At 57.3% G+C, this 22,495-nt stretch carries 23 protein-coding genes; 8 read left to right on the plus strand and 15 right to left on the minus strand.

Features of this window, described 5'->3' with window-relative positions:
* From livG to livK, 4 genes are read right to left on the minus strand one after another with little or no spacing between them, the layout of a single operon-like run.
* Positions 1-765: a high-affinity branched-chain amino acid ABC transporter ATP-binding protein LivG gene (gene livG / locus ACOTX4_RS19525; RefSeq protein WP_003861544.1), complete on the minus strand. Its 765-nt coding sequence runs from the start codon at positions 763-765 to the stop codon at positions 1-3.
* Complete coding sequence (locus tag ACOTX4_RS19530) at positions 762-2,039, minus strand: high-affinity branched-chain amino acid ABC transporter permease LivM (protein ID WP_003861542.1); 1,278 nt, start codon at positions 2,037-2,039, stop codon at positions 762-764. Before ACOTX4_RS19530 ends, livG begins: the two co-directional genes overlap by 4 nt.
* Entirely contained in the window at positions 2,036-2,962 is a 927-nt protein-coding gene (livH, locus tag ACOTX4_RS19535) for a high-affinity branched-chain amino acid ABC transporter permease LivH (RefSeq protein ID WP_003861540.1), read from the minus strand. Before livH ends, ACOTX4_RS19530 begins: the two co-directional genes overlap by 4 nt.
* A gap of 46 nt (positions 2,963-3,008) precedes the next feature.
* Positions 3,009-4,118, minus strand: coding sequence for a high-affinity branched-chain amino acid ABC transporter substrate-binding protein LivK (livK, locus tag ACOTX4_RS19540; protein WP_045330027.1), 1,110 nt, complete (start codon positions 4,116-4,118; stop codon positions 3,009-3,011).
* A gap of 424 nt (positions 4,119-4,542) precedes the next feature.
* On the opposite strand from livK, the gene panM reads away from it, so the two are divergent.
* Entirely contained in the window at positions 4,543-4,926 is a 384-nt protein-coding gene (panM, locus tag ACOTX4_RS19545) for an aspartate 1-decarboxylase autocleavage activator PanM (protein WP_023314973.1), read from the plus strand.
* A gap of 117 nt (positions 4,927-5,043) precedes the next feature.
* Here the strand turns inward: panM and livJ are convergent, their stop codons facing one another.
* The 6 genes from livJ to ftsY form a co-directional block, all read right to left on the minus strand.
* Positions 5,044-6,144 (minus strand): branched chain amino acid ABC transporter substrate-binding protein LivJ, encoded by a 1,101-nt coding sequence (gene livJ / locus ACOTX4_RS19550; RefSeq protein WP_003861530.1) that lies wholly within the window; start codon positions 6,142-6,144, stop codon positions 5,044-5,046.
* Between the two features lie 197 nt (positions 6,145-6,341).
* The gene (locus tag ACOTX4_RS19555) at positions 6,342-7,607 is read right to left on the minus strand and encodes a 4-aminobutyrate--2-oxoglutarate transaminase (protein WP_045330023.1); all 1,266 of its coding nucleotides are present in this window, start codon (positions 7,605-7,607) and stop codon (positions 6,342-6,344) included.
* A gap of 136 nt (positions 7,608-7,743) precedes the next feature.
* Positions 7,744-8,601, minus strand: a complete 858-nt coding sequence (gene rpoH / locus ACOTX4_RS19560; protein ID WP_000159624.1) for an RNA polymerase sigma factor RpoH — start codon at positions 8,599-8,601, stop codon at positions 7,744-7,746.
* Positions 8,602-8,851: 250 nt separating this feature from the next.
* A complete protein-coding gene (gene ftsX / locus ACOTX4_RS19565; protein ID WP_003861527.1) occupies positions 8,852-9,907 on the minus strand; it encodes a permease-like cell division protein FtsX in 1,056 nt (351 codons plus the stop codon).
* Positions 9,900-10,565 (minus strand): cell division ATP-binding protein FtsE, encoded by a 666-nt coding sequence (ftsE, locus tag ACOTX4_RS19570; protein ID WP_006812284.1) that lies wholly within the window; start codon positions 10,563-10,565, stop codon positions 9,900-9,902. Before ftsE ends, ftsX begins: the two co-directional genes overlap by 8 nt.
* Positions 10,566-10,567: 2 nt before the next feature.
* Positions 10,568-12,028: a signal recognition particle-docking protein FtsY gene (gene ftsY, locus ACOTX4_RS19575; RefSeq protein ID WP_022651969.1), complete on the minus strand. Its 1,461-nt coding sequence runs from the start codon at positions 12,026-12,028 to the stop codon at positions 10,568-10,570.
* 127 nt (positions 12,029-12,155) lie between these two features.
* On the opposite strand from ftsY, the gene rsmD reads away from it, so the two are divergent.
* Together rsmD and ACOTX4_RS19585 are read left to right on the plus strand one after the other, a co-directional pair.
* Entirely contained in the window at positions 12,156-12,758 is a 603-nt protein-coding gene (rsmD, locus tag ACOTX4_RS19580; protein ID WP_023314975.1) for a 16S rRNA (guanine(966)-N(2))-methyltransferase, read from the plus strand.
* Positions 12,742-13,023 carry a DUF1145 family protein gene (locus ACOTX4_RS19585; protein WP_003861520.1) on the plus strand — a complete coding sequence of 94 codons (282 nt, stop codon included), beginning with the start codon at positions 12,742-12,744 and terminating at the stop codon, positions 13,021-13,023. Before rsmD ends, ACOTX4_RS19585 begins: the two co-directional genes overlap by 17 nt.
* 60 nt (positions 13,024-13,083) lie before the next feature.
* On the opposite strand, the gene ACOTX4_RS19590 is transcribed toward ACOTX4_RS19585, so the two are convergent.
* Entirely contained in the window at positions 13,084-13,440 is a 357-nt protein-coding gene (locus tag ACOTX4_RS19590; RefSeq protein WP_003861518.1) for a DUF2500 domain-containing protein, read from the minus strand.
* 129 nt (positions 13,441-13,569) lie between these two features.
* Between ACOTX4_RS19590 and ACOTX4_RS19595 the strand changes: the two genes are divergently transcribed.
* Together ACOTX4_RS19595 and zntA are read left to right on the plus strand one after the other, a co-directional pair.
* Positions 13,570-14,196: a lysoplasmalogenase gene (locus ACOTX4_RS19595; RefSeq protein WP_045330010.1), complete on the plus strand. Its 627-nt coding sequence runs from the start codon at positions 13,570-13,572 to the stop codon at positions 14,194-14,196.
* Between the two features lie 76 nt (positions 14,197-14,272).
* Positions 14,273-16,444, plus strand: a complete 2,172-nt coding sequence (gene zntA, locus ACOTX4_RS19600; protein ID WP_045330009.1) for a Zn(II)/Cd(II)/Pb(II) translocating P-type ATPase ZntA — start codon at positions 14,273-14,275, stop codon at positions 16,442-16,444.
* Between the two features lie 89 nt (positions 16,445-16,533).
* On the opposite strand, the gene ACOTX4_RS19605 is transcribed toward zntA, so the two are convergent.
* From ACOTX4_RS19605 to tusA, 4 genes are all read right to left on the minus strand, one after another.
* Entirely contained in the window at positions 16,534-17,820 is a 1,287-nt protein-coding gene (locus tag ACOTX4_RS19605) for a TRAP transporter large permease (RefSeq protein WP_003861280.1), read from the minus strand.
* A 10-nt stretch (positions 17,821-17,830) separates the two neighbouring features.
* Complete coding sequence (locus ACOTX4_RS19610; protein ID WP_003861278.1) at positions 17,831-18,340, minus strand: TRAP transporter small permease; 510 nt, start codon at positions 18,338-18,340, stop codon at positions 17,831-17,833.
* Between the two features lie 12 nt (positions 18,341-18,352).
* A complete protein-coding gene (locus ACOTX4_RS19615; protein ID WP_003861277.1) occupies positions 18,353-19,324 on the minus strand; it encodes a TRAP transporter substrate-binding protein in 972 nt (323 codons plus the stop codon).
* A 234-nt stretch (positions 19,325-19,558) separates the two neighbouring features.
* Entirely contained in the window at positions 19,559-19,801 is a 243-nt protein-coding gene (gene tusA, locus ACOTX4_RS19620) for a sulfurtransferase TusA (protein ID WP_000130627.1), read from the minus strand.
* Between the two features lie 169 nt (positions 19,802-19,970).
* On the opposite strand from tusA, the gene ACOTX4_RS19625 reads away from it, so the two are divergent.
* The 3 genes from ACOTX4_RS19625 (at position 19,971) to ACOTX4_RS19635 (ending at position 22,451) form a co-directional block, all read left to right on the plus strand.
* A complete protein-coding gene (locus tag ACOTX4_RS19625) occupies positions 19,971-20,636 on the plus strand; it encodes a 7-cyano-7-deazaguanine/7-aminomethyl-7-deazaguanine transporter (RefSeq protein WP_003861274.1) in 666 nt (221 codons plus the stop codon).
* A gap of 72 nt (positions 20,637-20,708) precedes the next feature.
* Positions 20,709-21,266, plus strand: coding sequence for a DcrB family lipoprotein (locus ACOTX4_RS19630; RefSeq protein ID WP_003861272.1), 558 nt, complete (start codon positions 20,709-20,711; stop codon positions 21,264-21,266).
* A gap of 135 nt (positions 21,267-21,401) precedes the next feature.
* Complete coding sequence (locus ACOTX4_RS19635) at positions 21,402-22,451, plus strand: AI-2E family transporter (protein ID WP_003861270.1); 1,050 nt, start codon at positions 21,402-21,404, stop codon at positions 22,449-22,451.
* Positions 22,452-22,495 lie beyond the last annotated feature (44 nt).

Genomic DNA, 22,495 nt, shown 5'->3' on the forward strand with positions numbered 1-22,495 from the left:
TTATGCCTCACCAAGGTATGCGCGGATCACGTCCGGGTTGTTGCGGATCTCTTCCGGCGTGCCGTTTGCCAGCGGCGTGCCCTGGTTTACCACGTAGATACGGTCCGAAATGCCCATCACCAGCTTCATGTCATGCTCAATCAGCAGGATGGTGGTGTCGTGATGGTCGCGCAGCTCGGCAATCAGCTCGTCCAGCTCTTTGGTCTCTTTCGGATTGAGACCTGCCGCTGGTTCGTCGAGCATCAGGATCTCCGGCTGGGTCACCATGCAGCGCACGATCTCAAGGCGACGCTGATCCCCGTAAGCGAGGTTGCTCGCCTGACGGTTGGCGTGCTGGAGCAGGCCGATACGGTCGAGCCAGGTCGCGGCGCGATCGAGCGCCTCTTCCTGCGTGCGGCGGAAGGCCGGGGTTTTCAGCAGGCCGGAGAAGAGGCCGGTTTTCAGCTGCTGATGTTGCGCCACCAGCAGGTTCTCAATCACCGTCATCTCGCGGAACAGACGCACGTGCTGGAAGGTACGCACCACGCCCATGCGGGCAATCTGCTGGCCCGGCAGCCCTTCAAGATGCTGATCGCGCAGCATGATGGTGCCGCCCGTCGGCTTGTAGAAGCCGGTCAGGCAGTTGAAGACCGTGGTTTTTCCCGCGCCGTTCGGGCCAATCAGGGAGACAATCTCTTTCTTGTGCAGATCCAGATTCACATTGTTGACCGCCAGCAGGCCGCCAAAACGCATCATCAGGCCGTTAACGGATAATAAAGGCTTCATGCCTGCTCTCCTTTCGCCTGTGTGCGTTTCAGCTTCAGCTGTGGACGGGTCATCGGCAGGAGACCCTGCGGACGCCAGATCATCATCAGCACCATCAAACCACCCAGCATTAACATGCTGTATTCGTTAAAGTCGCGCATCAGCTCGCGGGAGACCACCAGCAGGATAGCCGCGAGGATCACGGCGAACTGCGAGCCCATTCCGCCGAGCACCACAATCGCCAGCACGAAGGCCGATTCGGCAAAGGTGAACGATTCCGGGCTGACGAAGCCCTGACGCGCGGCAAACAGCGTTCCGGCGAAACCGGCAAACGCGGCGCTAATGGTAAATGCGGTCAGCTTGATGCGGGTCGGGTTCAGGCCCAGGGAGCGGCAGGCGATCTCATCTTCGCGCAGCGCTTCCCACGCGCGACCCAGCGGCATGCGCAGCAGACGGTTGATCACAAACAGCGTAATCACCACCAGCAGCAGCGCCACCAGATAGAGCCAGATCACGCGGTCGGACGGATCGTATTTGATGCCAAAGAAGTTGCTGAAGGTATCCCAGCCGCCTTCGCGGGCGGTACGGCTGAACTCCAGGCCGAAGAAGGTCGGTTTCGGGATCTGGCTGATGCCGTTCGGACCGCCGGTCACTTCGGTATTGTTGAGCAGCAGAATACGGACGATTTCGCCGAAGCCTAAGGTCACAATCGCCAGGTAGTCACCGCGCAGGCGCAGCACCGGGAAACCGAGCAGGAAGCCCGCCGCGGCAGAGACCAGCCCCGCCAGCGGCAGACAGGTCCAGAAGCCGAGGCCGTAATAGTGGTTCAGCAGCGCGAAGGTGTACGCGCCGATGGCGTAGAACCCGCCGTAGCCCAGCACCAGCAGGCCAGACAGCCCCACCACCACGTTCAGACCCAGCCCCAGAATCACGTAGATCATGGTCAGGGTGGCAATATCCACCGTCCCGCGCGATACCATAAACGGCCACGCCACGGCAGCCACCAGCAGCGCCACAAGGAACAGCTTCTGTTTCACGGTTGTACCGTCGATCGCCGGCAGGACGAATTTCGGCCCGGAGACGTTTTTCAGCGTCTTCTGGAACAGCGGACGCAGCAGCTGGAACAGGAACACCACAGCGGTGCCGATAAACACCCACTGCCAGCGGATGTCGGGGGCGGTATCCACCACCAGCTTCGTGCCGTCCAGCCCTAACTGGACGCCCATAAAGACGCCCGCCAGGACGAAGAACATGGCGGCAGAGAGCAGCGCCATCGCAAAATGCATCGGTTTCATACTTTCTCTACCTCCGGACGGCCCAGAATACCGGTAGGCATCACCAGCAGAACCAGAATTAGCAGGGCAAACGACACCACATCTTTATATTCGGTGCTCAGATACGCAGAGGAGAGCGCTTCGGCCACGCCCAAAATCAGGCCGCCGATCATCGCGCCCGGAATGCTGCCGATGCCGCCCAGTACCGCCGCGGTGAAGGCTTTCATCCCGGCCATAAAGCCGATGTACGGGTTGATTACGCCGTAGAACTGACCGAGCAACACGCCAGCCACCGCCGCCATCGCTGCGCCGATCACGAAGGTCAGGGCAATCACGCGGTCGGTGTTAATCCCGAGCAGGCTCGCCATCTTCAGATCTTCCGCGCAGGCGCGGCAGGCGCGTCCCATGCGGGAGTAGCGGATGAACAGGGTCAGGGCCAGCATCGCAATAAAGGTCACAACCCAGATTACCAGCTGCATGGTGGTGACAGAGGCGGAGAAGTTTTCGCTGGCCCCCACAATCCACTGGCCGTTAAACAGGCTTGGCAGCGCCACGTCGCGTGAACCTTCAGTCAGGCTGACGTAGTTTTGCAGGAAAATGGACATCCCGATGGCGGAGATCAGCGCGATCAGGCGCTTGGAGCTGCGCACCGGTCGGTAGGCTACCCGTTCGATACTCCAGCCGTAGGCGCTGGCGATCACAATCGCGCCGACAAACCCGGCGGCCACCAGCAGCCAGCTGCTGTCGATGCCCATCATCATCAGCGCGGCGATGATCATAAAGGAGACGTAGCTACCGATCATGTACACCTCGCCGTGGGCGAAGTTAATCATGCCGATAATGCCGTAAACCATCGTGTAGCCGATGGCGATCAGCGCGTAAGTGCTTCCCAGCGTGACGCCGTTAAACATCTGCTGCAAAAAGTAGAGAAACTGCTCGGACATATGCAAACCTTTTTATACCCGCCCGGTGAGCCGGGCGGTGGGATGATTATCTGGCGACCGAGGACGAACCGTCGGCGTGCCACTTAAAGACACCAAATTCAAATCCCTTCAGATCGCCTTTCTCATCCCAGTTCAGCGGCCCAATCACGGTGTTCGCCCCGTGCGCTTTTAAATCTTTCACCAGATCCAGCGGTTCTTTGCTGCCGGTACGGTCCAGCGCGGTGGCCAGAGACTGCACGGCCGCGTAGGTGATCCAGACGTACGGACCACTTGGATCTTTCTTCTGCGCCTTGAGCGCATCCACGATAACCTTATTCGCCGGATCCTGGTCATAGCGTTTTGGCATCGTCACCAGCATGCCTTCGGCAGAATCCCCCGCGATGTTGGACAGGGAGGCATTGCCCACGCCCTCTGGCCCCATGAACTGGGTTTTCAGTCCGGTGGCGCGCGCCTGGCGCAGCATCTGCCCCATTTCCGGGTAGTAGCCGCCGTAGTAAACGAAGTCGATATTCTCTTTTTGCAGACGGGCGATCAGCGCGGAGAAGTCTTTTTCACCGGCGGTAATGCCGTCGAAGAAGACCATGTTCGCCCCGCCTTTTTTCAGGCCGTCCTGTACGGAACGCGCCAGGCCTTCGCCGTACTGCTGTTTATCATGAATGATGGCGATACGCTGCGGCTTAACGGTTTCGAGGATGTATTTGGCTGCGGTTGGCCCCTGAGAGGAGTCCAGACCGGCGGTACGCATGATGTGCTGGTAGCCGCGCTGGGTCAGTTCCGGGTTGGTGGCGCCCGGGGTGATCATCAGAATGCCTTCGTCTTCGTAGATATCAGACGCAGGCTGCGTGGAAGAGGAACACAGGTGCCCTATGACGTACTGGATACCGTCGTTAACAATTTTGTTGGCGACCGCGACGGCCTGTTTTGGATCGCAGGCGTCGTCATACTCCACGCCCACCAGCTTGTCGCCTTTGATCCCGCCTTTGGCGTTGATATCTTTGATGGCCTGACGCGCGCCGTTGAACTCCATGTCACCCCACTGGGCAACAGGGCCGGACATCGCCCCCACTACCGCAACTTTAATGTCGTCTGCCATAGCGGCATGCGAGATCGACAGTGCGACCATCCCCGCGATTAACGTCTTCGCGTTCCTTTTCATCTCTGAATCCCCATTCGTGATGTCGTGTTTATATTTTGTTTTATTATGGTTAAAAAGCATTCTGTACTTTTAATGAACAACGCTATTTTTACCAGTGCCTTTAATGGTTTAGCGCAGTTTTTTGTCAAAAACCAGACTAATATCTCTATTTTTCAGGCGATTAAGCAAAGATAATATTCTGAAATCAGGCGGAGATAAACAAATAAAAGCGCAGTTGGCAGCATAAAATAACGGTACAAAGCGCCGAATAAATCACTGCCCTTCAGGTTAAAATTCTGCTTATTTTTCGATCCATGTGTTTTCAAACTGCGCATTACGCTGTCAAAAAACTAATCACCTGGTAAATGGGAAGAAAAAGAGAAAGCGCCTGAGCAAATAAATTGAGTACACTGGCCCTACTCTTTTTGATTTGGACAAGCAGCTAATGAAACTGACTATCGTGCGTCTGGTGACCTTTAGCGACCAGGATCATATCGACCTGGGCAAGATCTGGCCGGAATATTCCCCTTCATCGCTGGCCGTCGATGAAAACCACCGCATCTATGCCGCGCGTTTTAATGAACGTCTGCTGGCCGCCGTCCGCGTAACGCTGAGCGGCACGGAAGGGGCGCTGGACTCCCTGCGCGTGCGCGACGTGACCCGTCGTCGCGGGGTCGGGCAGTATTTGATTGAAGAGGTGATCCGCGAAAACCCGAGCGTAACCTCCTGGTGGATGGCCGACGTGGGCGTGGAGGATCGCGGCGTGATGGCAGCGTTTATGCAGGCGTTAGGGTTTACGGCGCAGTCGAACGGGTGGGAGAAGCGCTAGATCTGTGCGGCCTGATACCCTCACCCCGGCCCTCTCCCTAAGGGAGAGGGAGAAAACCGGGTAATCCCCTCTCCCCGTGGGAGAGGGTTAGGGTGAGGGCATCAACCCGCACCAGCATTATTTGGCATCAGTAGCAGTGCCATTGGCATGCCAGTCAAACACGCCGAACTCGAAGCCCTTCAGGTCGCCCTTCTCATCCCAGGACAGCGGTCCCATCACGGTTTCCACCGAGTTCGCTTTCAGCCAGGTGGCAATCTCCGCCGGATCGGCTGACTGGTTCAGGCCCGCTTGCAGAGACTGCAACGCTGCGTAGGTGGTCCAGACGAACGCACCGCTTGGATCCTGTTTCTTCGCCTTGATGGCATCGACAACAGGTTTGTTCGCAGGCACCTGGTCGTAGTTCTTCGGCTTGGTCACCAGCAGACCTTCAGCGGATTCACCCGCGATGTTAGACAGGGAAACGTTCGCGACACCTTCTGGCCCCATGAACTGCGTCTTCAGACCCGCCGCACGCGCCTGACGCAGGATCTGCCCCATTTCCGGGTGGTAGCCGCCGTAGTAAACGAAATCGATATTTTCCTTCTTCAGACGCGCGACCAGGGTCGAGAAGTCTTTCTCACCGGCGGTGATACCGTCAAAGAACACCACGTTGGCGTTCGCTTTTTTCAGGTTATCCTGCACCGCACGGGCCAGGCCTTCGCCGTACTGCTGTTTGTCATGAACAATCGCGATGCGCTGCGGCTTCACTTTTTCCACGATGTATTTCGCGGCTGTTGGCCCCTGATCGGAGTCCAGACCGGTGGTACGCAGGATCAGCTTATAGCCGCGCGCGGTCAGCTCTGGCGCCGTCGCGGCCGGCGTGATCATCAGAATGCCTTCGTCTTCGTAGATGTCAGACGCGGGCTGGGTGGAAGAGGAGCACAGGTGACCAATAACGTATTTGATCCCGTCGTTTACCACTTTGTTCGCCACCGCGACCGCCTGTTTTGGGTCACAGGCATCGTCATATTTTACGATTTGCAGCTTTTCGCCCTTGATGCCGCCCTTAGCATTAATGTCTGCAACCGCCTGTTCCGCGCCCGTAAATTCCTGGTCGCCGTACTGTGCTACCGGACCGGACATCGCACCCACCACGGCCACTTTAATATCGGCCTGCGCCATGGCGCTGAATGCCAACGCGATACATCCTGCCAGTAACGCTTTACCCTTCATGTTCATCCTGAGATTCCCCATTATTATGGTTATAACGATTGTTGTGATGTTGTTGTGTAGCGCTTTATTTCAGTTATAGGCGTGCTGTTCGCGCTTTTTCAGCATACTCTGCTAAAACATACCCCATTTTTATGATTTTGGAATAGCTAATTTGAAATGAAAATATGATAAGCCCGGCCTTCATTTCAGCCGGGCTTTTGGCTTTATCGTGTCAGCGAGGCGGAAATAATATCCAGCGCTTTACGAAACTGCGCTTCGGGGATGGTGAGTGGGTAGAGGAAGCGAATAACGTTGCCGTAAACGCCGCAGCTCAAAAGCAGCAGCCCTTCGTTCAACGCGCGCTCCTGAACCTGACGGGTAAATTCCGGCGACGGCTGTCCGGTTTGCGGATCGGTAAATTCCACCGCCACCATCGACCCCTGCCCACGGATATCGGCGATATACGGACAGCCATCCTTCGCTTTATTCAGCACCTCGACCAGATGATGCCCGAGATGCGCCGCGCGGGTGCAGAGATCGTCCTCGTCAATCACATCCAGCACCGCATGGGCCGCCGCAATCGCCAGCGGGTTACCTGCGTAGGTTCCGCCAAGTCCACCCGGCGCGGGCGCATCCATCACCTCCGCCCGGCCAGAGACGGCAGAAAGCGGCATCCCGCCCGCCAGGCTTTTCGCCATAGTGATCAGATCGGGCTTCACGCAGTGGTTTTCCATGGAGAACAGCTTGCCGGTACGGGCGAAGCCGGTTTGCACTTCGTCGGCAATCAGTAAAATCCCGTGGGTATCGCACAAGGCACGCAGCGCCTGCATAAAATCAGCGGGCGCGACGTTGAATCCGCCCTCGCCCTGAACCGGTTCAATAATGATTGCCGCCACCTGATCGGGCGCGATATCGGCTTTGAAGATGCGCTCCAGGCTTTTTAACGCTTCGGCGGTACTGACGCCGTGCAGGCTGTTAGGGAATTGCGCGTGGTACACCGAGCCGGGGAACGGACCGAAGCCGAGCTTATAGGGCGCCACTTTGCCGGTCAGCGCCATGGTCATAAAGGTACGGCCGTGGAACGCGCCGCCGAAGGTGATAAGGCCGGGACGTCTGGTGTACGCGCGGGCAATTTTCACCGCGTTTTCGACCGCTTCTGCACCGGTTGAGAAAAAGGCGGTTTTGGCTGGCCCCTCTATGGAAACGCGCTGGTTGATGCGCTCGGCAAGCGCCACATAACCTTCATAGGGGACGATCTGATAAGCGGTATGGGTAAAGGCGTGAAGCTGTTTTTCGATGGCGGCGATAACTTTAGGATGGCGATGCCCGGTATTCAGCACGGCGATCCCGGCGGCAAAATCAATATACTCGTTACCTTCCACGTCCCACACCATGGCGTTTTCGGCTTTATCGGCATAGAAGTTACACATGACGCCGATACCGCGCGGCGTCGCCTGTAAACGCCGGTCGTTCAGTTCGTTATTTTTCACCCTGTCACCCTCTGAAAGTCGCCTGCTTAGCGCATCAGTAAGTGTTTGCCAGGGGGAAGAAATTCGCCAGAGCGAGCGCTAAAAAAACAAAACCCCCAGACTCTCATCCAGGGGTTCTCGGTGTACTTCGCGAAAATTACGCTTCGATAGCGGCGCGAAGTTTTTTCATGGCGTTCTTTTCAAGCTGACGCACACGTTCAGCGGAGACGCCGTAGCGGTCGGCCAGTTCCTGCAACGTGGACTTGTTATCTTCGTCCAGCCAGCGGGCACGGATGATATCCTGGCTACGCTCGTCTAGGCCTTCCATCGCGAAGGTCAGCTTGTTCGCCGCCTGGTCTTCCCAGTTATCCTCTTCAATGCCGTCAGCAAAGTTAGAGGTTTTATCCTGTAGATACAGAACCGGGGCCATCGGCTGGCTGTCGGACGCGTCATCGTCGGCAGACATATCAAACGTCATGTCCTGAGCGGCCATACGGGATTCCATCTCGCGGACGTCTTTGCTGGAAACGCCCAGCTCGCGCGCCACCATTTCCACTTCATCCTGATTGAACCAGCCCAGACGCTGCTTGGTTTTACGCAGGTTGAAGAACAGTTTGCGCTGCGCTTTCGTCGTGGCGACTTTCACAATACGCCAGTTACGCAGGACGTATTCGTGAATTTCCGCTTTGATCCAGTGCACGGCGAAGGAGACGAGTCGCACACCCACTTCCGGGTTAAAGCGACGTACCGCCTTCATCAGGCCAATATTACCTTCCTGAATCAGGTCCGCCTGCGGCAGGCCGTAGCCCGCATAATTACGAGCAACGTGAACAACAAAGCGCAGGTGAGACAGGATCAGCGTTTTAGCTGCTTCCAGATCGCCCTGGTAATGCAGCTTTTCAGCAAGCTCCTTTTCTTCCTCAGCCGTTAACATCGGCCAGGTGTTCGCAGCCCGGATGTAAGATTCCAGGTTACCAACAGGGGCTAAAGCTAAAGTTTGCATTTCTTTGGTCATTCATTCCTCTCAATGTTTCTTCTGGTCCAGGTTGTCCCCGTCAGGCAACAACCATGCCAAAGCGTTTGAGCAACGAGATTAGCATTCACTCTTTTATCAGACAGTGATTTTATCCACAAGTTCCAGGTGGAACAGTGAATAAATTACGCACAAAATGTGACATGAAGATGATTACAGGGGAAGAGACAACAGGGACGCTTTCCCTGCAAGCGAACATCTCGGTGCAGGGAAAGATTATATCACGCTTTTATTAGTCGGGAGTAAAGTGGCGTAAATGTTGAACCGTTGCCAGCCATGCCGCCACCCAGCCGATCATGGAGCACACCAGCAGTAACAGCAGGCACTCATCGAAACCTAAACCACTGATATCAAACTTAGTTCCGAAAACCTGCGCCACCTCGGTGACTGCTGACGACAGCCGCATCACCAAAATTTCTGACAATATCAATGAAAGAAATGCACCAGAAAAACCTAATAACGCGCCGCCGTAAAGGAACGGGCGGAGGATGAAACCATCCGTTGCGCCAATCAGTTTCTGCACGTTGATGGTATCGCGACGGGCGAAGATGCTCAGGCGCACGCTGTTACCGATGACGAGGAACACCGCCGCCACCATCAGCACGCCGATCATCGCCGACACGCGTCCTACCAGCCCGGTCAGGGCGGCAAGACGGGCAAACCAGCTGTCGTCCATGCGCACTTCATCAATCCCGTTAATGCGGGTAATGCGGTCGCGCAGGGTGTTGAGCGAATCCGTGCCCTGGAAATCGAGTTTCGGGATCACCACCGCCACCGCGGGCAGCGGGTTCTCTTCAAGCATATCCAGCGCGCCGCCGAATCCGGACCAGTTGCGGAACTCACCCAGCGCTTCATCGCGGGAAAGATAGTTCACCTTCTCCACGCCCTGCTCGGCCTGAATCTGCCCCACCACCTGAGCCGCCGCGTTATCGTCGAGGGCTTTATCCAGATAAACGGTGATCTGCGGCGACGGATAGTACTGGGACGCCGCCTGGTTTACGTTTTTGTAAACCATGTAGCAGACGCTGGGCAGCGTCAGGGAGATGGCAATCACCATCACCGTCAGGAACGTCGCCAGCGGTTTGCTTTTCAGATCCTGCAACGCGCCCTGGAAGGCATACCGCACCTGCTCGTTAAAGACGTTGGTTTTGCGGGAGTTCGGTTTCGGTGTCGCTTTGGCACGCTTAGGCGCATTGCGATTGCCGTCACCACCGCCCTGAGGCTTGCGGAAACGGTCAAACCGGTTGCTGAACTGCCGAATCTGGTTCATTGCATCACGCTTATTCACCGTGGCCTCCGTGCAAATGCCCGTCGCTCAGGGTCAGCATGCGGTACGAACGGCGGGAGATCAGCCCCATGTCGTGCGTCGCCATCAGTACCGTGACCCCCACGCGGTTAAATTCCTCAAACAGACGCAGGATCCCTTCAGAGAGAGCATCGTCCAGGTTACCGGTCGGTTCATCCGCCAGCAAAACGGCAGGCTTGTTCACCACCGCACGGGCGATACCCACGCGCTGCTGCTCACCGCCGGAGAGCTGGATCGGGAAGTTCTTCGCTTTGTCCAGCAGCCCGACCTTATCCAGCGCCGCCGAAACGCGACGGCGGATATCATCGTAACTGGCGCCGGCAATAATCAGCGGGATCGCGACGTTATCGAAAACCGTGCGATCCATCAGCAGGTGGTGATCCTGAAAAATCATGCCAATCTGACGACGCAGGAACGGCACTTCACGGTTCTTAAGACGGCTAATTTCATGGCCGCTGAACCAGATTTTACCGGCGCTTGGCCGCTCGATCCCACAGATCAGCTTGAGCAGGGTACTTTTCCCCGCGCCGGAATGGCCGGTCAGGAATGCCATCTCGCCTGGCTGGAGGTGGAATGTCACCCCCTGTAGCGCTTGTCTCCCGCCGAGATAGGCCTTGCTGACGTGTTCAAAGCGAATCATTGTTAGTCCTCTCGGGCAAATAGTGCCTCAATAAAGTCGTCCGCTTTAAACGGACGTAAATCCTCAATACGCTCGCCCACACCGATGTAACGGATAGGAATGCCGAACTGGTCGGCCACGGAGAAGATCACCCCGCCTTTCGCGGTGCCGTCCAGCTTGGTCAGCGTGATCCCGGTCAGTCCTACCGCTTCATGGAACAGCTTCGCCTGGCTGATGGCGTTCTGTCCGGTGCTGGCGTCGATAGTCAGCATAATTTCATGCGGTGCATCTTCGTCCAGCTTCTTCATGACGCGAACGATTTTCTTCAGCTCTTCCATCAGGTGCGATTTGTTCTGCAAACGCCCCGCGGTATCCGCAATCAGCACGTCCACGTTACGCGACTTCGCCGCCTGGATGGCATCGAAAATCACGGACGCGGAATCCGCGCCGGTGTGCTGAGCAATGACCGGAATATTGTTGCGCTGGCCCCACACCTGGAGCTGTTCCACCGCTGCCGCACGGAAGGTATCGCCCGCCGCCAGCATCACCGATTTGCCCTGCTGCTCAAACTGGCGCGCCAGCTTGCCGATGGTGGTGGTTTTACCCACGCCGTTGACGCCAACCATCAGGATAACAAACGGCATTTTGCCTTCAATATTAAGCGGTTCGTCAACTTTTGCGAGAATTTCACCCATCTCGTCTTTCAGCAGGCCGTACAGCGCCTCGGCGTCACGCAGCTGTTTGCGGCTCGCCCCTTCAGTCAGGTTAGCGATGATCTTCCGGGTGGTTTCCACGCCCACGTCCGCAATAAGCAGCTGCTCTTCCAGCTCCTCAAACAGATCGTCGTCGATCTTTTTGCCGCGGAACAGACTGATAAATCCGGAACCTAAGTTTTCTTTGGTTTTGAGCAGGCTGCGTTTCAGGCGCGCGAAGAAACCTTCTTTTGTCGGTTTTTCCTGCTCCTGAACGATCTCTTCTTCGGCCTGCTCTTCCACCGGTACGACGATGACCGCTTCTTCAGCCGCTTCCGCCGCCAGCGCCTGGGCTTCCAGCTCTTCGTCGGTCAGCTCTGGCTCAAGGACCGCTTCTTCTTCCACCGCCTCAACAATTTCAACGGTTTCCGCTTCGGCCAGCCACTCTTCGGCAGAAACCTCTTCAGCTTTAACCTCTTCGGGCAGCGGCAGCGCTTCGTGTTCGATAGCGGCCTGCGGCGCTTCGGTAAGGGTTTCTACGATAACCGGCTCTGGCTTCTCGCTCTCCTGAACCTGCTCAGTGACCTCAACCACCTCTTCAGCAAAGGATTCAATCTCTTCTTTACTGTGGGCTGGCTCTTCCGCTTCGACAACCGCAGCGGTTTCGACAGGCGTTTCAGGCTGTGACTGCTCTTCTACAACCTGCTGTTCTTCGGTTTTCTGTTCTGTTTCTTGCTCTTTTTCACCGAAACCCAACCAGGAAAAGAAGCCACGTTTTTTTTGTTTTGCCATCTGCGACTACACTCCTCGCGGCGCTATATACAGGGAAGCTAAAAAAATGATGAAATAGTCTAACACTTTACTTAATTGACATCACCGCCCGCAATCGCAGGGCAATGGTTAACAGAGCTTTCCTGAGATGAAGAAACCCACCCGCGCCCCGGCCGGTCAAATTCGCATTATCGGCGGTCAGTGGCGAGGCCGGAAATTACCGGTGCCGGACAGCCCCGGTTTACGCCCCACCACGGACCGCGTTCGCGAGACGCTGTTTAACTGGCTCGCCCCGTCTATGGTAGACGCCAACTGCCTGGACTGCTTCGCCGGAAGCGGTGCATTAGGGCTGGAAGCGCTGTCGCGCTATGCTGCCAGCGCCACGCTGCTGGAGATGGAGCGTGGCGTCGCGCAGACGTTGCAGCAAAATTTGGCTACGCTGAAGGCAACCAACGCCAAAGTGGTGAATACCAACACGCTGAGCTTCCTCGCCCAACAGGGGACGCCGTACAACGTGGTGTTTGTTGACCCGCCGTTCCGTAAAGGGCTGCTGGAAGAGACGCTATCCCTGCTGGAGCAAAATGGCTGGCTGGCGGACGACGCGCTGATTTACGTTGAAAGCGAAGTGGAAAATGGTCTGCCGTCCGTTCCCGTTCATTGGGATCTGCACCGCGAGAAGGTCGCCGGCCAGGTGGCTTATCGTCTGTATCACCGTCAGGCACAAGGAGGATCCGATGCCAGTACTGATTAACGTAGGGCGCGTGCTGATGCTGGGCGTCTGGGCATTTTTGATTTTGAATCTGGTGCACCCGTTCCCGCGTCCGCTGAATATCTTCATTAACGTGGCGCTGATTTTTACCGCGTTCATGCATGCCTTACAGATGGTGATGCTGAAAAACGGACTGCCGAAAGATAGCCCACCGATGACCGGCTGGCAGCAGCTGCGGGTGTTTATTTTCGGCGTATTTGAGCTGCTCGTGTGGATGAAGAAGTTTAAGGCGCAGGTGAAGAAGTAAGGTGCGGTGTGATGCCCTCACCCTAACCCTCTCCCACTGGGAGAGGGGACCGATCGCGCATTATTCAGCCCTAAAACCTACAAAACGCGACCCTTTATAGCTCAGCGTGCCTTTCTCTCCCACCGTCAGCTGATGGTACTGCTGCGCCTCCAGGCGGAAGGTCATCTCCAGCCCGCCGGTTTCCGGCTTAAAGCTCGCTTCATAGCGCATCGTTGTGCCCGCAGGCGTCACCTGCTGCTGGCGCGAGCGGCGGTCATTGAGCGGCTTTTCGCGTTTGTTCGTCACCACCACGCGCTTTTGCATCAGCGGCGCGGCATCGTTATCCGCCTTCTCGCGGCGCTGCTGCACGAAGCGGAACGAGGCGGCAATGACGATAATCGCCACCACGATAATGAAAAACAGCGGCATCTTGCTCATTGAAAAATCCCATCAGATTATGCGGAATTCAGGATACCTCGCCTGCCCCGGCATTGCCAAACGACCGCTCGCGTCACTACACTGGATCAGGAACTGATCATTCAGCCTCAACAGTTACAGGGAGTTAATATGCTTTGGTCATTTATCGCTGTCTGTTTTTCCGCATGGCTTTACGTCGATGCGTCCTACCGTGGCCCAGCCTGGCAGCGCTGGTTATTTAAACCCGTCACGCTATTACTCCTGCTGTTGCTTGCCTGGCAGGCCCCGATGTTTAACGCCGTTAGCTATCTTGTCCTCGCGGGGCTGTGTGCTTCCCTGATTGGCGATGCCTTAACCCTGCTGCCGCGCCAGCGCCTGCTGTACGCCGTGGGGGCGTTCTTCCTGTCGCATCTGCTCTATACCATCTACTTTGCCAGCCAGATGACGCTCTCCTTCTTCTGGCCGCTGCCGCTGGTGCTGCTGGTGATTGGCGTCCTGCTGATCGCGGTGATCTGGTCGCGTCTGGAAGAGATGCGTCTCCCGGTCTGTACGTTTATCGCCATGACGCTGGTGATGGTGTGGCTGGCGGGCGAGCTGTGGTTCTTCCGTCCGACCGCTCCGGCAATGTCTGCGTTCTTCGGTGCCGCACTGTTGCTGTTGGGTAATATCGTCTGGCTGGGCAGCCACTATCGCCGCCGCTTCCGTGCGGATAATGCGATTTCCGCCGCCTGTTACTTTGCCGGACACTTCCTGATTGTGCGTTCGCTGTATATCTAAATAACGCTTGACTCTGGAGTCGACTCCAGAGTGTATGCTGCGGTTAATGAGAAAATTATCATTACCGGAGACTGCCATGTCGACTCCAGAAATACCTAAAAAAGTTCCCCAATTCTCGGCACTTAAGCTCAGCCCGGTTCCGCCAAAAGAGGACTGCTGCTGCGAGGGCGCGTGCGAAACCCGGACCGAAGCGCTGCCTGAAAACGGCAATCACTACAGCTGGGTGGTCAACGGCATGGACTGCGCGGCCTGCGCCCGCAAAGTGGAAAATGCGGTGAAGCAGGTGCCGGGTGTGAAACACGTTCAGGTGCTGTTCGCTACCGAAAAGCTGCTGGTCAGCGCCGAAAACGACGTCAGCAGACAGGTTGAAGCCGCCGTCAGCAAAGCGGGTTATACCCTGCGCAGCGAAACGGCGCCCGCAGAAAAAACGTCCCCGCTAAAAGAAAATCTGCCCCTTATCACCCTCATCATCATGATGGCCCTGAGCTGGGGGCTGGAGCAGATCAACCACCCATTCGGCAACCTGGCGTTTATCGCCACCACGCTGGTTGGCCTGTTCCCGATTGCGCGTCAGGCGTTGCGTCTGATGAGAAGCGGCAGCTGGTTTGCCATCGAAACGCTGATGAGCGTGGCGGCTATCGGGGCGCTGTTTATTGGCGCGACGGCGGAAGCGGCGATGGTGCTGCTGCTGTTCTTAATTGGCGAACGCCTTGAGGGCTGGGCGGCGAGCCGGGCGCGTAAAGGGGTGAGCGCGCTGATGGCGCTGAAGCCGGAAACCGCCACGCGGGTTATTCATGGTCAGCGTGAAACGGTCGCCATCAACACCCTGCGCCCGGGCGACGTGATTGAAGTGCCCGCAGGCGGACGCCTGCCAGCCGATGGGGCCCTCGTTACCACCACCGCAAGTTTTGACGAAAGCGCCCTGACCGGAGAATCCATCCCGGTAGCGCGCGCGGCGGGTGAAAAGGTGCCTGCGGGCGCCACCAGCGTCGACCGACTGGTGCAGTTGACGGTCCTTTCCGAACCGGGCGACAGCGCCATCGACCGCATCCTCAGGCTGATTGAAGAGGCCGAGGAGCGCCGCGCGCCGGTAGAACGCTTTATCGATCGCTTCAGCCGGATTTACACCCCCGCCATCATGCTGGTGGCGCTGCTGGTCACCGTCGTCCCGCCGCTGTGCTTCGGCGCGCCGTGGGAGGGCTGGATTTACAAAGGGCTGACGCTGCTGCTGATAGGCTGTCCGTGTGCACTGGTGATCTCCACCCCGGCGGCGATTACCTCAGGGCTGGCGGCAGCGGCACGTCGCGGGGCGTTGATTAAGGGCGGCGCGGCGCTGGAACAGCTGAGCCAGATTCAGCACATCGCCTTCGACAAAACCGGCACGCTCACCGTCGGCAAACCGCAGGTGACCGGCGTGTATCCGCAGGATGTCAGTGAAGACGATCTGCTGACGCTGGCCGCCGCCGTGGAGCAAGGCTCCACTCACCCGCTGGCGCAGGCGATTGTGCGTGAAGCGCAGTCGCGCGGGCTGAACATCCCTCCGGCAACCGCCCAGCGAGCGCTGGTCGGGTCAGGGATTGAGGCTGTGGTCGAAGGCAAAAAAGTGCTGATTGCCGCGGCGGACTCGCGCTCTACTCCACAGGTTGAGGTGCTGGAGCAGGCCGGGCAGACGGTCGTTGCCGTGATGCAGGACGGTGTACCGATGGGCATGCTGGCGCTGCGCGACACCCTGCGCGACGATGCGAAAGACGCCGTCGACGCGCTGCACAGGCTGGGAGTACAGGGTGTGATCCTGACCGGCGATAATCCGCGCGCGGCGGCGGCGATTGCCGGTGAGCTGGGGCTGGCGTTTAAGGCCGGATTGCTGCCTGCGGATAAAGTCAGCGCGGTAACCGAGCTGAACAGCAACGCCCCGCTGGCGATGGTCGGGGACGGGATAAACGATGCCCCGGCAATGAAAGCTTCCACCATCGGCATTGCGATGGGCAGCGGCACCGACGTGGCGCTGGAGACCGCCGACGCGGCGCTGACGCACAACCGCCTGACCGGGCTGGCGCAGATGATAGATCTTGCGCGGGCGACGCGGGCCAATATTCGGCAGAACATCGGCATTGCGCTGGGTCTGAAGGGGATTTTCCTGGTCACCACGCTGCTCGGCATGACCGGACTGTGGCTGGCGGTGCTGGCGGATACGGGGGCGACAGTGCTGGTTACGGCGAACGCGTTGCGGCTGTTGCGCCAAAGGTAAAAGTGAAACGGCAACCGGGTTGCCGTTTCTCGTGTTTGCCCCCTCTCCCCGCGGGAGAGGGCCGGGGTGAGGGCATCAGGCCGCACGCATCACTGCATCCCTAGCAGCCCCGGCAACCACAATGAAATCGCCGGGATGTACGTCACCATCCCCAGCACCACCAGCAACATACCGTAAAACGGCAGCATCGCCCGCACCACGTGCTCGATCTTCTGCTTACTCACCGCGCTCGCCACAAACAGCACCGATCCGACCGGCGGCGTGATCAGCCCAATCCCCAGGTTCACCATCATGATCATCCCGAAATGCACCGGGTCGATCCCCAGCGAGTTGGTCACCGGCAGCAGCACCGGGGTCAGGATCAGGATGATCGGCGCCATGTCCATCAGCGTGCCAATCAGCAGCAGCATGATATTGAGGTACATCAGGATCACGTATTTGTTATCGGAGAGCGACGTGAAGAATTCGGTGATGCGCATCGGCAGCTGCATGTAGGTCATTACCGCGCCAAACGCCGCGGCAAAGCCAATCAAAATCATCACGATGGTGACGGTTTTCACCGTGCGGCACATCAGCTTCGGCAGTTCGCTCCATTTATAGTCGCGGTAGATAAACATAGTGACGAAAAACGCCCACAGGCAGGCCACGGCGGCAGATTCGGTCGCCGTGAATATCCCGGACAAGATCCCGCCGAGGATAATCACCACCGTCATCAGCCCCCACAGGGCATCGAGCATGATTTTCAGCGCCTGCCTGAACGGGATTTTGTCCCCCTTCGGATAGCCGCGCTTGCGGGCGAAGCACAGGCAGAGCACCATCAGGCTCACGCCCAGCAGCAGGCCCGGCAGCACGCCCGCGATAAACAGCGTGGCGATGGAAACCGTTCCCCCTGCCGCCAGGGAGTAAATCACCGAGTTGTGGCTGGGCGGGATCAGGATCGCCTGCACCGACCCGCTGGCCGTCACCGCCGCCGCGTATTCGCGCGGATAGCCCTTCTTCTCCATCTCCGGGATCATCACGCTGCCGATAGACGCCGTATCCGCCACCGACGAGCCGGAAATCGCGCCGAAGAACGTTGATGCCACGATGTTCACCAGCGACAGCCCGCCGCGAATAAAGCCGACAAAAACGTACGCGAAGTTAACCAGCCGTCGGGCAATACCCCCTTCCGCCATGATCGCCCCGGCAAGAATGAAGAACGGGATCGCCAGCAGGGTAAATTTATTCACTCCACTGGTGATCTGGATCATCAGCGCCTCCAGCGGCAGGTCAATCCACAGCGCGCCCGCCACGGCGCTTAAGCCGACGGCGAAGGCCACCGGCATCCCCAGCGCCAGCAAAATGGCGAGGGTGAATAACAAAACAAAAGCATCCATTGTTCACCCCTTAACTGTGATTGCCGATCAGCACGACCGGACGGTTTTCCTGCGAGCCAAACAGCAGGCGTTCAAGCACAAACAGGATCAAAATGGCCGACCCGACAGGCAGCGGCAGATAGCTTTCGCCGGAGGTCAGGAGCGGAAACTCCGCCACCGGCTGCTCCCACAGCTCGACGCACAGCCAGTAGCTGTACCAGCACATCAGGCCGGAGATGAGCAGCATCAGCAGATCTACCACTCGCGCGCACACTCTTTGCAGCGACGCGGGCAGGCGGTCGGTGAGCATGTTGACCGCGATATGCGACCCGGCGCGATAGCTCACCGCCGCGCCGATAAAGGTAAACGTCACCATGCAGATAATGGCGATCGGCTCCGGCCAGGATTCGCCGCGATTGAGCACATAGCGAGAGAAGATGCCAATGGGGATCACAATCGTCATCACCAGTAGCGAGAGACCCGCCACCACCATGGCGAGCAGGTACAGACGGTCCATCCACTTCAGGTAGAGTTCGGACATACGTACTCCGGTTTACTGGACGTCAGCGATGGCTTTCATCAGATCCTGATGCTTATCGCCATACTGCGCGCGCACCGGCTCTGTCGCCTTGATAAACACCGTTTTATCGATGTCGTGGAACTGCACGCCGCCGGCCTTCATTTTCGACAGGGCCTGGTCGTTATACGCATTCCACAGCTTGCGCTGCTCGAACTGCGCTTCGCGGGCCAGCGTCAGGATCTTTTGCTGTTCGTCAGCGCTGAGCTTGTCCCATTTCACTTTGGAGTAGAGCAGCATTTCCGGGGTGATGAAGTGGCCGCTCAGCGTGTAGTTTTTGGCGACCGGCATATAGTTGTGGGCGATAAAGGTTGGCGGGTTGTTCTCCGCGCCGTCGATCACCCCGGTCTGCATGCCGCTGTAAACCTCGCTGACGCCCATCGCCACCGAGTTCGCCCCCATCGCTTTCAGCGTGGCCAGCGCCACCGGGCTGCCCTGCACGCGGATTTTCTTCCCTTTCAGATCGTCCGGTTTGACGATCGGCTCTTTGGTGATCAGGTTGCGGGTGCCGGAATCCATCCAGCCAAGGAAGACCAGACGCGATTTCGGGTTGGCGGTGAGTTTGTCGCCGATCTGCTTGCCGATATCCCCGTCAATCACCTTGTGCATGTGGTCTTCATCGCGGAATACGTAGGGCAGGGTAAACACTTCGATATCCGGCAGGATGGCGGCCACCGGCGCCATGGAGACGCGGATCATGTCGATCGCCCCCATCTGCGCCTGCTCAATCATCTGCTTTTCATCCCCCAGCACGCCGCCGGGGAAGACCTTAATCTCCAGCTTGCCATCGGTTTGTTGTTTGAGTTTTTCACCCATGTGCTGGACCGCCACCACGTTCGGGTAGCCTTCGGGATGCACATCGGCGGCTTTAATGGTCTGGGCAGAAACGGTGCAGGCGAAAGCAGTCAGACACAGCGCGGCCAGTAACGGCTTGAGGGTCGTTTTCATTAAGTCAACTCCAGGGTAGTGAGATAAGCGTTAAAACGATGTTTTAATTTTTGACGCTTAAAAATTAGACTACGGCTGGAAAAGGGAGGGTGAAGCGCCTCACAAAAAGCGCGAAATTTTGAAACGATGGTTCGAAATTGTGATGAGTACTTGTCGGGTGGCGACTGCGCCTTACCCGACCTACTACACCCGTAGGCCCGTGCAAGCGAAGCGCCGCCGGGCGTCAGGCCGCACTTACCCCTTACGAATCAAATACCGGTACGGCAAGGTCTCGGTTTGCTGCGCCACCAGTTCATGTTCCATAAAGGTACAAAAGCCGGGGATATCACGGGTGGTAGCCGGGTCATCGGCAACGATCAGCAGCGTTTCGCCACTCTGCATGTTACGGACGGTTTTACGCACCATCATTACCGGCTCCGGGCAACGGAGGCCCTGAGCATCAAGCGTGTGGTCTGGGCTGGAAAACAGGTCGGTCATTTTCTTCTCGTTCAGGTAAAAACGGCTGTAGTTTACGCCCCGCTATCGCCAATGCAAACCAGGTTAACGATTGCGTGAAAATTAGCCATTGCAAAGTGTCGTCAAAGCAGTATCATGCGGCGGCTTTATTGGGTTCCCTCACCCCAAATATTAATCAAAAAGGTACAATATGAACTCCTTTACACAATCGCAGCGCGTCAAGGCGTTGTTCTGGCTTTCGCTATTTCATCTGCTGGTGATCATCTCCAGTAACTATCTGGTACAGCTCCCCATCTCCATTTTTGGTTTCCATACCACCTGGGGCGCGTTCAGTTTCCCGTTTATTTTCCTTGCGACGGATTTAACCGTGCGTATTTTTGGCGCACCGCTGGCGCGGCGGATTATTTTTGCGGTGATGATCCCGGCACTGTTTGTCTCCTACGCCATCTCCTCGCTGTTTTACATGGGAAGCTGGCAGGGCTTCGAAGCGCTGACGCACTTCAACCTGTTCGTCGCGCGTATTGCCACCGCCAGCTTTATGGCCTACGCCCTGGGGCAGATCCTCGATGTCCACGTGTTTAACCGCCTGCGTCAAAACCATCGCTGGTGGATGGCGCCAACGGCCTCCACGCTGTTCGGTAACGTGAGCGATACGCTGGCCTTCTTCTTCATCGCCTTCTGGCGCAGCCCGGACGCCTTCATGGCAGAACACTGGATGGAAATCGCTCTGGTGGACTACGCCTTTAAGGTGCTTATTAGCCTGGTCTTCTTCCTGCCGATGTACGGCGTACTGTTGAATATGCTGCTGAAAAGGCTGGCAGATAAATCTGAAATCTCCGCATTGCAGGCAGGTTAAGGGTTCGCTTTATCAGTTGTGATAAGATGAACGAATGAGCCGTTATGGCCGTTTATCGAAAGGAAGAAGTCAATGCGCAATCTGGTTAAATATGTCGGGATTGGCCTGCTGGTTGTTGGCCTTGCAGCCTGTGATAACAGCGACACCAAAACGCCTGCTCAGGGCGCGTCAGCAGAAAGCAACGCCACCGGTCAGCCGGTGAGCCTGATGGATGGCAAACTCAGTTTCTCTCTGCCCGCGGACATGACCGACCAGAGCGGTAAGCTGGGTACCCAGGCGAACAATATGCACGTCTATTCCGATGCCACCGGCCAAAAAGCGGTGATTGTGATCGTCGGTGACGATACCAGCGAAGATCTGGGCGTGCTGGCCAAACGCCTGGAAGATCAGCAGCGCAGCCGCGACCCGCAGCTTCAGGTGGTCACCAACAAGTCTGTTGAACTGAAAGGCCACACGCTGCAACAGCTGGACAGCATCATCTCTGCCAAAGGCCAGACCGCGTACTCCTCCGTGGTGCTCGGCAAGGTGGACAATAAACTGCTGACCATGCAGATCACCCTGCCGGCAGACAATCAGCAGAAAGCGCAGACCGCCGCTGAAAACATCATTAACACCCTCGTGATCCAGTAATCGTTCACCGGGATGCCGTGGCCTCCGTCGCTTGCGCCGGGGGCCATTTTTTTGCCACGACTTTCAGACTAACGCTCCAGACGAAGCCCATCCGGCGCACTACAATTAACACGCCCCCCGGAAAAAGGAATTCTTATGACTGCCAGCCCGCCCGACAAAGCCGGACTTCATATTTTATTAAAACTTGCCTGCCTGGTGGTTATCCTTGCGGGTATCCACGCGGCGGCGGATATCATTGTTCAGCTTCTGCTGGCGCTGTTTTTCGCCATTGTGCTCAACCCGCTGGTGACATGGTTTTTACGCCGGGGCATCAGCCGCCCAGTCGCGATAACCATTGTGGTGATGGTGATGCTGGTTGTCCTGACGGCGCTGTTCGGCGTGCTCGCCGCCTCGCTGAGCGAATTTTCCACCATGCTGCCGCAGTACAATAAAGAGCTGACGCGCAAGCTGGTCGATCTTCAGCGCATGTTGCCGTTCGTGAATCTGCATATCTCACCGGAACGGATGCTGCGCCGGATGGATTCCGAGAAGGTGATGACCTACGCCACCACGTTGATGACCGGGCTTTCAGGGGCAATGGCCAGCATTCTGCTGCTGGTGATGACGGTGGTGTTTATGCTGTTCGAAGTGCGCCACGTGCCGTATAAGCTGCGTTTTGCCCTGAACAATCCGCAGATCCACATTGCCGGCTTGCACCGCGCGCTGAAAGGCGTATCCAAGTATCTGGCGCTGAAAACATTGTTAAGCCTGTGGACCGGCGTGATTGTCTGGCTGGGGCTGGTACTGCTGGACGTGCAGTTCGCGCTGATGTGGGGCGTGCTGGCGTTTTTACTGAACTACGTACCCAATATCGGCGCGGTGCTTTCCGCCGTTCCGCCGATGATCCAGGCGTTCCTGTTTAACGGTTTTTATGAGTGCATGCTGGTAGGGGCGCTGTTCCTCGTCGTGCATATGGTGCTGGGTAACATTCTTGAGCCGCGCATGATGGGCCACCGTCTGGGCATGTCGACGATGGTGGTGTTTTTATCGTTACTGATCTGGGGATGGCTGCTGGGTCCGGTGGGCATGCTGCTCTCCGTGCCGCTCACCAGCGTCTGTAAAATCTGGATGGAAACCACGAAAGGAGGCAGTAAACTCGCCATTCTTCTGGGTCCGGGTCGGCCAAAAAGCCGTTTGCCGGGATAACCGGGTGGAAAGGGTCAAAAGTGACGTTTATTCGCCAGCGCGAC

The organism is Enterobacter cloacae complex sp. IR5459, from assembly GCF_049238005.1.
GTDB lineage: Bacteria > Pseudomonadota > Gammaproteobacteria > Enterobacterales > Enterobacteriaceae > Enterobacter > Enterobacter hormaechei_C.